At 38.0% G+C, this 12,056-nt stretch carries 10 protein-coding genes; 4 read left to right on the top strand and 6 right to left on the bottom strand.

Going from position 1 to position 12,056, the window contains the following annotated elements:
• Positions 1-66 precede the first annotated feature (66 nt).
• On the bottom strand, positions 67-426 hold the full coding sequence (hpf, locus tag IEX65_RS02620) for a ribosome hibernation-promoting factor, HPF/YfiA family (RefSeq protein WP_188764365.1): 360 nt from the start codon (positions 424-426) through the stop codon (positions 67-69).
• 387 nt (positions 427-813) lie between these two features.
• Here hpf and IEX65_RS02615 point away from each other — a divergent pair, with 387 nt between their 5' ends.
• From IEX65_RS02615 to IEX65_RS02600, 4 genes are all read left to right on the top strand, one after another.
• Positions 814-1,584 carry an ABC transporter ATP-binding protein gene (locus IEX65_RS02615; protein ID WP_188764362.1) on the top strand — a complete coding sequence of 257 codons (771 nt, stop codon included), beginning with the start codon at positions 814-816 and terminating at the stop codon, positions 1,582-1,584.
• Between the two features lie 20 nt (positions 1,585-1,604).
• Positions 1,605-3,278 (top strand): hypothetical protein, encoded by a 1,674-nt coding sequence (locus IEX65_RS02610; protein ID WP_188764360.1) that lies wholly within the window; start codon positions 1,605-1,607, stop codon positions 3,276-3,278.
• Positions 3,279-3,306: 28 nt separating this feature from the next.
• On the top strand, positions 3,307-4,830 hold the full coding sequence (locus IEX65_RS02605; RefSeq protein WP_188764358.1) for a M20/M25/M40 family metallo-hydrolase: 1,524 nt from the start codon (positions 3,307-3,309) through the stop codon (positions 4,828-4,830).
• A gap of 287 nt (positions 4,831-5,117) precedes the next feature.
• Positions 5,118-6,014 (top strand): pentapeptide repeat-containing protein, encoded by an 897-nt coding sequence (locus IEX65_RS02600; protein WP_188764357.1) that lies wholly within the window; start codon positions 5,118-5,120, stop codon positions 6,012-6,014.
• Positions 6,015-6,166: 152 nt separating this feature from the next.
• On the opposite strand, the gene arr is transcribed toward IEX65_RS02600, so the two are convergent.
• From arr to IEX65_RS02575, 5 genes are all read right to left on the bottom strand, one after another.
• Positions 6,167-6,637 carry an NAD(+)--rifampin ADP-ribosyltransferase gene (arr, locus tag IEX65_RS28205; RefSeq protein WP_374757849.1) on the bottom strand — a complete coding sequence of 157 codons (471 nt, stop codon included), beginning with the start codon at positions 6,635-6,637 and terminating at the stop codon, positions 6,167-6,169.
• A 280-nt stretch (positions 6,638-6,917) separates the two neighbouring features.
• Positions 6,918-8,051 carry a DUF2911 domain-containing protein gene (locus tag IEX65_RS02590; RefSeq protein WP_188764353.1) on the bottom strand — a complete coding sequence of 378 codons (1,134 nt, stop codon included), beginning with the start codon at positions 8,049-8,051 and terminating at the stop codon, positions 6,918-6,920.
• 154 nt (positions 8,052-8,205) lie between these two features.
• On the bottom strand, positions 8,206-8,622 hold the full coding sequence (locus IEX65_RS02585; RefSeq protein WP_229250495.1) for a nuclear transport factor 2 family protein: 417 nt from the start codon (positions 8,620-8,622) through the stop codon (positions 8,206-8,208).
• Positions 8,623-8,695: 73 nt separating this feature from the next.
• On the bottom strand, positions 8,696-10,264 hold the full coding sequence (locus IEX65_RS02580; RefSeq protein ID WP_188764349.1) for a hypothetical protein: 1,569 nt from the start codon (positions 10,262-10,264) through the stop codon (positions 8,696-8,698).
• 44 nt (positions 10,265-10,308) lie between these two features.
• Positions 10,309-11,787 carry a TonB-dependent receptor gene (locus IEX65_RS02575; protein WP_229250510.1) on the bottom strand — a complete coding sequence of 493 codons (1,479 nt, stop codon included), beginning with the start codon at positions 11,785-11,787 and terminating at the stop codon, positions 10,309-10,311.
• Between the last annotated feature and the right edge of the window lie 269 nt (positions 11,788-12,056).

Below are 12,056 nucleotides of genomic sequence, written 5' to 3'. Positions count from 1 at the left end.
TGTGCCACACTTATCCCAAACAAAAAAGGGCGTAAACCAATCAGATTTACGCCCTTTTTATATTTATCAGAAATCGTCTTCTACAACTTCTTCTTCTGCCGGAATTTCTCGTTTTTTATGTTCAACTTCGTTTCTTTTATCTTTAAATTTTTTGATTTGTGACTTGAGAGCTTCAAGAGCTAAGTCTGTTGCTTCTTCAAACGTTGTGCCTTTTTCTTCTGCAAAAATGGTGCTACCCGGAACACTCAACTTGATTTCAATGTGCTTTTTGTGAATTTTATTACTATCTCCTTTGTCTAATTTCAGAAAAACTTCACCACTAATAAATTTGTCGTAGAAGGTTTCTAATTTGTTTAATTTGTTTTGGATAAATCCGACCAATTTAGGGTCGATGTCGAAATGGACTGCATGCACATGAATCTTCATAACACACTAATTTAGAGTGAATAATTACATAAACTACTGAGATTCAAGATATTAATCTGAGGTCTAAAGCCAACAATCGCTCACGTCTTCGATTTTATATCTTGTTTCTGCTCTTTCAAAGAACTTTCATTAATCTAACGTATGAAAAAAAACAATACGAGTCAAGAACTTTATGTAGAAATTTATCAGAAGATGACAAAAGGTAGGATTGTGTAGATGTGAAAGGCTTTTTAGAATCATCGGTAGAAAAATGGCATTTTTGAGGCGAAAATGGAGCAAAAAACAGTAAATTACATTAAAAACGACCGATTGTCAGTATTTTGATTGGAAATTTAAACCACTTCTTCTACATTTCATTTTTATTTCACAACCTATTTTAATCCAACAATGAAGGCAATCAAAATCAGTAATTTGCAAAAGGCGTATGGCAGTAGTTTGGTCTTGAAAGACGTTAATTTAGAAGTAGATTCGGGCGAAATTATCGGCTACATCGGGCCAAATGGAGCAGGTAAATCTACGACAATTAAAATCCTAATCGGAATGATTCCCGATTATGCTGGAAGTGTTGAAGTGATGGGGCTTGACGTAAAAACCAACCCAATGGAAGTGAAACGTTTAATTGGTTATGTCCCCGAAAATGCTTCGTTGTATGATACGCTTTCGCCGATGGAGTATCTGCGGTTTTTGGGAAGTTTGTATCAATTAGAAACCGACCAAATCGAAGAAAAAGCCACCGAATTACTCAGGCTTTTTGCCCTTTATGACCAACGAGACGACCGCATGACGACTTTCTCGAAAGGTATGAAACAAAAAGTATTATTGATTTCGGGCATTTTGCATAATCCCGAAGTGATATTTTTAGATGAGCCTCTCTCTGGTCTCGACGCCAATGCCGTGATTTTGGTCAAAGAAATACTTTCACAGCTTAAACACGCTGGAAAAACCATTTTTTATAGCTCGCATATCATGGATGTAGTCGAGAAAATCTCTGACCGAATCGTACTTATCAATAAAGGAACTATCATTGCCAACGGTACTTTTGAGGAGTTGAAATCTCAGCGAGAAACGGGTTCGCTCGAACAGATTTTCAACCAACTAACGGGCAATAACGAACACGTACAACTGGCCGAAGAATTTATCCAAGTAATGAACCGTTAAATTTCCACACCTTACACAAAATGATAAATTTCTACATAAAAATACTTTTTCTGCTTCGCCCAATTTTTCTACGTTTGGGCGTAAATTTTGAGCAGTTGGTGGCTATTGTTGAAGTAAAACTCAAAATGGATAATCGCCGAGCAAGGTTCAATCAATGGAATAAAAAACAAAGCGAATCGAATAATACCCTTTTGCTTACTTTGTTTCTTTATTTTGTCATGGCCAGTGCTTTTTCGCTGCTAATTTATTTTTCTGCATCGGTTACAGCGGCATATTCTTTGGTTTTTGCGGTAATGATGTTTATGCTGGCCATGACCCTCATCACCGACTTTTCGGCGGTTATTCTCGACTCTAACGATAATGCCGTTTTACTGCCTCGCCCCATCGACGACCGCACGCTGCTCATTGCTCGTATCACGCATATTCTGATGTATTTGCTTTCGATGATGCTCGCTTTGGCATTACCGTTTGCTATTGTATCAGTAATAAAATACGGGGTTTTAGCAGCAATTTCTTTCCTGATTATCAGTCTATTAAGTTTGATTTTGATAGTTTTTCTGACCAATATTTTTTACTTGGTTTTGATGCAATTTACGAGCGAAGAACGCCTCCGTAATGTTATTAATACCTTTCAAATCATACTGACCTTTATATTCATGGGAGGCTATCGCTTGGTTGGCCGATTGGTTAATATGGAAGCATTGATGAATGGAATTGATACAAAAGTACAATGGTGGCATTTTCTTGTGCCGCCAATCTGGATGGGAAATAGCATGAATGTGATTATCAAACACGAGTTTGATTCTACTAAATTTCTGTTTCTTTTCCTTACTCTGACCACGCCATTTATGGTGGTTTTCTTGGTAAATAATGTTTTTTCGGGAGTATTTAACCAAAAAATTGCAGGGATGGATATTGCTAAACGCCAAGAAAAAACACCAAATAAAGTTGCAAAAAAAGGCTTGGTCGAAACACTGTCGAGTATCTTTACAGGTACGGCAATGGAGCGAGGTGCTTTTGAATTTGTTTGGAAAATCACGTCTCGTGACCGCAAGTTTAAACTCCGAATCTATCCTTCGTTGGCTTATCTGCTCATTTATCCTGTTTTTATGATTGGTACTGGGCGAAGCGAAGGAGGCCTTATGCAGCAAATCGAACATCTCAGAGAATCAACAGGTATTGCAATCGTCGTAATTTATTTGTGCGGAACAATTTTGTTGACCATTAGAAGTCAGATTTCGCAATCAGAAGATTTTAAAGCAGCATGGCCTTACGAACTCGCCCCAATCAGTAAGCCTGGCGAAATACTGAGCGGCTCACTTCGGGCAATCATGGTAAAATTTCTTTTACCGATTACCGTTTTGTTGAGCATAATTTTATCAATTATTTGGGGTGTAAATTTGCTTGATGATTTACTCTTCGGAATGCTGACAATTACAAATCTTGATTTACTCTTATCAATTGGCATGAGCAACGAACTGCCTTTTTCGACCGAAATCAAGAAAAATGGCGGTGGCAGTTTTATCCGAAACATGGCTTATATTTTTCTTACTGGAATCATCGGTTTTGTGCATTATATACTCATGCAAGTGCCTTATGTGATTGGTGTTTTTATGCTTATTCAGTTGGCTTTGGCTTTATATTTATTCAAAAAATACCGTGAAGTAGGTTGGGAAAAAGTAAGAATGGAGTAAGTTTGTTGAAACATCAACCATCTAACAAATGAAACGCTACCTATTACCTTTATTATTGATTACAGGCTTTGCCTCCGCTCAAAGTCCATTGGTTGAACAAGCCAGAAATTACCGAAAAGCTAACGAAAATGCACTTTTAAGCGAGTTTATGGGGTTACTTTCGATTCCCAATGTTGTTTATGATACTATCGGGATTCAGAAAACAGCTACTTACATCGTGAAAATGATGGAAGCCCGTGGCATTAAGACTCAATTATTAGATGCTACCACAAAGGGTGTTCCGCCAGCAGTTTATGGTGAGGTAAACGTACCAAATGCTACCAAAACTGTCATTTTCTATGCTCATTACGATGGCCAACCAGTTAATCCAAATCAGTGGGCCGAAGGAATCGAGCCTTTCAAATCGGTGTTTTTAGATGCTTCGCTCGAAAAAGGAGGAAAGATAATTCCTGCACCAAAAGCCAACGAAAAAATCAATCCCGAATGGCGAATTTATGGCCGAAGTGCGTCAGATGATAAAGCAGGTGTTTTTTCGATTCTGACTGCTTATGAGGTTTTGACAAAATTGGGAATTCAACCAAGTGTAAATATCAAGTTTTTCTTTGAGGGTGAAGAAGAAGCTGGTTCGACGCATTTATCTGAAATCCTCGAAAAACACAAAGACAAACTCAAATCAGACCTTTGGGTGATTTGCGATGGCCCAGTGCATCAGTCGGGCAAAAAACAAGTTGTTTTTGGGGTGCGTGGCGATGTAAATATGGAGGTAAAGGTTTATGCTTCAAAACGTCCATTGCACAGCGGACACTACGGCAATTGGGCTCCAAATCCAGCAATGCTTTTATCAAAATTACTGGCTTCGATGAAAGACGATAATGGCCGAGTTTTGATAAAAGATTTCTACGATGACGTTGTTCCTTTTACCGAAACCGAGAAAAAAGCCATTGCCAAAGTGCCGCCAGTTGATGAGCAAATGCGAAACGAATTAGGTTTTATGCGTGCCGAAGGTGGCGGGAAATCGTTGGTTGAATTGATAAACTTGCCATCGCTCAATATCAATGGAATTTCGAGTGCCAATGTGGGCAAAATGGCCGCCAACGTGATTCCAGTTTCGGCAACGGCAGCTTTAGATTTACGTTTAGTTTTGGGCAATGATGCCCAGCGTCAAGCACAAAAAGTGATTGACCATATTAAAGCTCAAGGATATTATGTTACTCAAAATGAGAGCATTACTGATGAAGAACGTATGAAATATCCGCTCATTGCACGCGTAACAACGGGTAAGGGCTATAACGCTCAACGCACAAAAATGGATTTGCCGATTGCCCAAAATGTGATAAAAGCTGTGAAGTCAAGCACCAACGAAGAGGTAGTTTTGATGCCAAGTTTGGGCGGAAGTTTACCACTATTTTTATTCGAGAAATATTTGGCAACGCCAACTATCACCGTTCCGATTGCCAATCACGATAATAACCAACACGCCGAAAACGAAAATATCAGAATTCAGAATATCTGGAATGGCATAGAAACTTATGTGGCTTTGATGAAGATGTGATTCTATTCGTTTGTATAAAATGTTATATATGAGAATTGGGGTGCATTTGACTTAAAGGAATAGTCAAGGACCAAAAATATATATACCTAAATAGATAGATATTCTCGCCATTTTCTTATTTGAATAACCTCACATCAAATTAAGAGGTTGAGAAATTGCAGAAAACCACCTTTTGTTGCCAAAAACAACTAAAAGTGGTGTAATAACAACTACAAGTAGTCGGTTTTATTTGTAAGGCGATAGCCAAGTAAAATAATTTTGTAGCATCAAAAAAACATAATAAAACGATGCTAAATTCTAAATCAATTGGCAATAAAATTGTCGAAGCAAGAAAGAAAATTAATCTTTCGCAAGTAGGGCTTGCACAGCAGGTAGCTATAAGTGCTCAAGCAGTAGGTAAATGGGAGCGTGGCGAATCTATGCCAGATATTTCAACCTTAAATCGCCTTGCAGAAATACTTGGTGTTGACCTCAACTATTTTTCAGATAACTTTCAATCTATAAAAAATGATGTGGTAACATCTGAGTTTTCGGATAATCATTTAAAAGGAGTATCGAGCGAAATACCGAAAAAGACACTTAATTGGAACATGTCGGAGGGCAATTGGGTGAATGTTGATTTTTCGGGTTTAAAAAATCTGCAAGAAAAATTCAGTTTTTCTAATATGAAAGATTGTAAATTTTTAGGGTCAGATTTATCTGGTCTTATACTGAAAAATAATAATTTCGATGGTTGCGATTTTTCGGGTTCAACTATTTTTAGAAGCCACTTTCTAAAGAATAATTTGGCTAATAATTCATTTAAGGGATGTTTGTTGAACGAAACTGAATTTTCAGGAAGTTACATCTACAATTGTGATTTAACAGAAACTGATTTAACAGATGTAACGATTAAATCTGGAGGGTTTGAGAAAAATATAATTACTAATACAGTGTGGAATCGCACCTTATTTTTTGACACAAGAATTGTGAATGTAGTTTTTGAAGGTGTAATCAAAGACTGTTCGTTTGAGAAATGTAATTTTTCAAAAGTTACGTTTCAAAACGTAAAACTTATAAATACATTCTTTAAATACAACGACTTGAAACGTATCAAATTCATTGATTGTCAAGCTGATAGAATTACTTATGAAGTTTTGAAGTATGGAAAAGCAGATTTAACAGGAGTAGTATTAGTATCTTGATGTTTGATAAGCAGAATTAAAGTAGAATAGTAGCTAAAACAGAATATATCGAAACTGAATTTTTAGTACCCTCATCATTGCCTATTTTTTTAGACAATGTTGAGGATACTAAAAGTTAGGTTTTATTACAAATCAATAAAAACCAAGTTGAATTAATTAATAATTTCACCCTTATTCTTATCTAATTTTTCTTTCCATTTTTGTAGTTCTTGAGGCATTTGTTTCTGCCAATCTTGAATCTCTCCAACAATTTTAAGTGGCGTTTGTGTACGATACGAACGAGTCGGATTTCCTGGGAATTTTTTGTTTGTAACATTAGGGTCGTTCTCAAACTCTCCCGTAGGCTCAACTACATAAACTCGCTCATTTCCTTCTCCTTTGGCCAATGCTGCCGCAAGTCCTGCACCACTGGCTAAGGCAGTAAAATAAATGTGATTCATGATAAACTCTGACTTATAATTAGATTCGTGTCCTGCTATCAGAAAATCTCCGACCTTTAAATCTGCTTTTGTTCCATGATAAAAAGGCCCACTGTCAGTTGGTTTATCATCGAATGAATCGGCAGCATCATAGTTCTTTTTTGAGTTTTCAGAATCATTGAAAGCATCAAAGCATTTGGCAATGCTTCTGTATAAAGGAACAAACGCCGCCTTTACCGAATCATCATTTACTTTTAAAGCCAATTCTAAAGCTTTTTGATACCAACCTAATTGTTCAGAGACATTTGTTTGGTTTCGGGCAATATAAAATGAAGCAAGAAATCGCTCGAAATCGTTGCTTGCTTCGTTCCATGCTTGACGAAAAATGCTACTTGCATCTTCAAGTTTGCCATTTTCTTCCAAGCTCATGCCTTGAATGCAGAGTTTAACAATACTATTGAAAGGGCTAAATTCCATTTGTTGATTAATTCAAAGCTTGTCCTGCTTCTAATTGTTTAATAGCTGATTCGATAAATTTTTTATTTGTTTCGTCTGGGGCTTGAGTTAGAGCAATTTTTGCGTGTTCGAGGGCCTTTTTCAAGTCGCCAGCGGCCGAATAACCTCGCATCAGACCTGCATTTGTGGGCCATGCACCATTGTTTTTCTTGTAATTACTTTCAAAAATGGCCATTGCTTCTTTGGTTTTCTTTTGTGCCAAAAGTTGTCGGCCATAAGAATGGAGTTCCATTACGGTGGCTTTTTCAATGGCTTCATTCCAAACTTTAGCAGATTCGGCTGTTTTGCCCAATTTTTCAAGCAATTTCGATTTCGTAGAAAGTGTTCGGAAACCATTTACACCACCCAAATTTGGGTCGCTGGCCGAATTTATCCAGTTTAGTGCTTCTTCATAATTCAAATCGTTCATCAAACACCACGTTGCGGCCGCTTCTAAGCTGGCGGGGTCAAAACCAATCGCACCGCTCATTTGTCGGCGAATATCGGCCAAAGTAGTTTTTTTCAAATCAACTTCAACTTTAAACGGTATCTTCCAACGTTCCCATTCTAAAGCTACTTCTACCGATTCGGCCGTTTGATTGGCAAAACTATAAATAAGTCGTTCTTGAAGATTTGGCTGATTTTTCTGCTGAATGGTTTTTACTCGTAAAACATCTAAGTCGGCTCTGTAAAAATAACTACCCCAACCATCGGTATTTTTATTGAAAATTAAAGTACATGAATCGGCATAAACTGCCATGAAAAGTGCATATTTTCCCGCTGGAAGTGGTTTGCCATTAACTTTTACATCAGTCGAAAACGAAATTGTTGTGGATTCGTCGGCCCCTGCTCGCCACGGCGACTGCACGTTTGAGCCGTAACCCAGCACCGTAAAGCCATAAGGTGCAATATCTGTTCCCCAGATTTTTCCTTCTCGACCTTTTACTCCAGGCGAATTATATTTGATTTCGATGGTAGTTGCCCCAACCGTTCGACCAATCGAACTTGGGAAATTGGTGTTCTGAGGAATCCTGATGGCTTGAGCCGAGACTTTGCCCATAGCAAGCAAAGCTCCCAAAACAATCAATGAGAATTGTTTAGAAAGTAGTTTTTTGTAAAGCATAGCTGATAATTTTTTGTAGGAAACTAAGGTTTTTTGAGCAAAACTATGCTAAAATTTGATTTTTTGGTAGAAATTTGGATAAACGGTAAACAAAAAAAACTTCAAATTGCTTTTGAAGTTTTTTACAGAATAATAAAATTTCAATCGGGTCTAATTAATGCTGTTTGGTGTCTTTATACTGCCAAAGCACATTAATTATTTTCCAAGAACCGTTTATCTTAACAATGTGCATATAATCAATCCATTCGTCGGCTATTAATTTTACTGAGGCAGTACGCTCCGAAACATCAAGTAAAAGCACTTCTTTTTTGGGCGAACTCGGAAATTTATCTCCATTTCGGTTATAACTTTCGGCCAAAAGCACCATTGATTCCGTAGTTGTTTCACGTACATAGTCTTTACCTGTTGCTTTGTCTTTCCAAAAAGTTCGCTTCACCATTCTTGGGTGTAAAGTCCTTTCCATTTGGCTTGGATTAGGCTTATGCTGCGATTCTATGTAGTCAAGTGCGGCTTGTTTGATAGCTAAACTATCTTGTTTGGTCTGACCAAAAACTATATTACTACTTTGCATGAATAAAAATGATAGCAACAGCCTCTTGAAGAATCCCTTCATATCATTATTTTATTTTTGTTGTTGATGAGTATTATTCAGCATTAAAATCTTTGAATACTTTCTTGATATTGGCGTCGGTTGCTTTATTTTTTGGTTCCCAAGCGGCATCTAAATCAAGTACTACTAAGCCTTTTAAGCTCATAACATTCATAAAATCATCAACTTTTCTGATAAAATCTGGCCCACGACGAGACGATTTTAGAGCAAAATCACGAGCAAAAATATCGCCTTTGCTTTGCAATTCATTCTTCTTTTCGATGATATAATTGAGGCGGTCGATAATGTCTTTCATCGAGCGACCAATTACTTCGGTAGCTTCGAGCGTACCGATGGTTAATACGGTCGTACCACCCAATGTCGAAATTAGACGTTGTTGGTCGGGTTTATCTTTTGGCACAAAAACCGATGATAAACTCGTGGTTGCACCGAGCGAAGCATTGATAACCGAGCGGTTTTTCTTGCCTTTTTTTGCTCTGATATAGGCTTTTTTGAGTTCGTCTTCTTTCTCTTTCATTTGTTCGAGCAATTCCCAACCACGTAGGAGCGTACCACGATACAAATTATATAGTTTCAAGTCAGTTTCAGCTTCGTTGATGGCATTTTTTACCACGAATCTGATGGTTTTCACATCACGTTTTTTTGTTTTATCCAACACAAAAAAGTCGATGTTAAAGCCGAGCGAGTCGAGTGGGTCTTTCACAAAATCATAGCCAGGTTGCCACGTAAACTCGTATTGATTAGAGGTATTTTTGATTAAATTTTTCTTGCTAACGTTCGGATTATCAGTCAGAAAGTCAAATTCTTGAATATCATCATCGCCGTTGGGGTCTGATAGATAGAATCGAATATTGATGGTCTGATTTTCTTTTATCTTGAAAACATTATCTTTCGGCACAACCACAATTTCGGGCGGTAAATCAATTTGAGTGGCTTCGATTTTCAAACGCCCTTTCGATTGTGTTTTAGCGGGTTGGTCTTCTACATAAAACTCCAAAAACATCGGATTTCCATCGAGTGTTTTGTCTTTTAACTTCTTGAATTGTGTCAATGACGGCGACCACGAGATTTCGCCCTGCGAAGTCATTTTCATTCCTTCGGGCATCGACTCAAATGATGGAATCACTACAATCGGGTCATTGTCTTCGTCATACACAAAGTCACGGTCGATTTTATAGACATTATTGGTATTATACTGTACATAAAAAGGCTTCAAATCTCGAATCACAGGGCTACGATTGACGTGCTGAATACGAAATTCGACTTTTGAAGAAATGGTTTCGTTGGTAGAATCGCACTTTGCCTCGAAGATTACCTGCTGGAATTTATAAGAATCGAGCCTATCGACCATCGAATAGGGGGGAGTCCACGTAAATCGCCCGAGTGAGTCGAAAGCCATGCCGTCGAGTTTACCTTGGGGAATCGTGAAACGGAATTTTTCGCAATTTTTTCCTTCTACTTTTAGTTCAAAAGAAACCTCAGACCCTTCTTTGAGTTGAGTCCATTCTTTTCCTGCTGGTAGTAATATTTTGGGTGTTTCTTGTGCAAATATTTGGTACGAAAAAAATACTAATATACTAATTGTCAGGATTTTAAATTTCATTTTTGTTGTTGATTTTTACAAATTAGCAAGTGTAATTGCCACATTTATACATCATCTGTTTCGATGGCTACTTCTTGGTTTTCTTTGGCGTGTGCAGGCCCCGGCACTCCCGGAATAACTACACATGGGAAACCAAATAGACAACGGTCTTTAATCATTTTTATTACTTCATCAGGCACGTTTTCTTCCCAGCCTTCCTCACCACTTTTGATTAATTCAAGCGTTTTATTGGTATTGATATTCATATTAGCCTCGTTGTAATGATGAATATCTTCGATTTTATTATTGGCAATCAGATAACGATACAAATCAATCAAGTGCATTGGTGGATTAAACCTCATGCAGTTCATGATATTGTTGTTTTGGTAGGTTGGATAAACGAAAAGTTTGAGGTTTCGACTGAAAAGTGTGGCAAACGATTCCAAAATTCCACCTGGGAGGTCTTTGTAATGTTCTTCCTCGAAAATATATTGTAGGTTTGGATAGCCAATAATCAGACCCATCTTCAATTTCGTGATTTTCGATAAATACGCCACCAATTTATAGTATTCTTGGTAGTTCGAAATCATCACCATTTGCCCCATCGAGCAGAGAATATCTACACGGTCGAGGAAATCTTTTTCGTCGATTTCGGCATCATCTCTTTGTAAGCCTTGCAGCGTAATTTCTGAAAGCACCACTACTCGTTCTTTATCCACATCTGGCTCACGCATAAATTGTTTCTTTCCGTTGGCGAGCATATCCAAATGTACGTTTACGAGCGGACGGAAACGCCCACGCAAAACCAAAGCGTGCTTGCGGAAAAGTACTTCTGAAGGCTGCAAGTTTTTGCCATCGGCACCAAAAAGTGCAATGTCCGAGAAACCGTACTTCACTAAATGTAAGCTCATCAAACGATTATCGACGTGCTTGAAGTCAGGCCCTTCAAAACGAATCATATCAATCTGGATTCGGTCGGGTGCGAGGTCATCCATCAACGATAACAATAGAATTTCGGGGTCTTGGTTATAAAAAAAACAACCATACATTAAGTTTACGCCCAGCGTTCCGAGTGCTTGTTGTTGGAGAATGCTATCGTTATCGAGCATTTTTACGTGCAAGATAATATCGTTGTATTCGCCGTGCGGTGTGAGCTGAAATCTTACGCCCATCCAGCCGTGAGCATCGTTGTTTTTATGATAATTGAGAGCCGCAACGGTATCTGAAAAAGCAAAGAAGGTAGAGTCATTGCCACGTTTTTCGCCCAAACGCTCAATCAAAAGTCCGTATTCGTGGTCGAGCATACTCATGAGTCGAGGCTCGCATACATAACGCCCGTTTTCCATGACTCCGTAGATGGCATCTGAGAAAGTCATGTCGTAGGCCGACATCGTTTTCGCAATAGTTTTTGAAGCACCGCCCGCCTTGAAGAAGTTGGCGGCTACATCTTGTCCAGCACCGATTTCAGCAAAGCTACCATAGATTTGCTTATTCATATTGATACGCAATGCCTTTTGCTTAGTTCCGAGGTTTTTTTCGTGTATGATTTCCACTGTTGTACTATTTAATTTATTGCTGATAAAGTAGATAGCGTATTTCTCTACGCTCAAATTATCCCCAAAATTAAGCCAAAATGTTTGAAAAATCTTTAGTTTTTTAAAATGTTTGGCCGAAATCCGAAAAACCTATTATAATACAATTATTACTCTTTTAGGTGCAATTTTTATCGAAACTTAACAAATTCATAACCTCAGACACAAGGTCGCCGAAGTTGCAGGTGTGTAACTTTGAGGGTTTTAAAAATCGACCTAAA

This window comes from Emticicia aquatilis (genome assembly GCF_014644295.1).
GTDB classification, from domain to species: Bacteria; Bacteroidota; Bacteroidia; order Cytophagales; family Spirosomataceae; genus Emticicia; species Emticicia aquatilis.
Note: the sequence above shows the minus strand (reverse complement) of the source record. Positions and strands in the feature narration are given on the sequence as shown.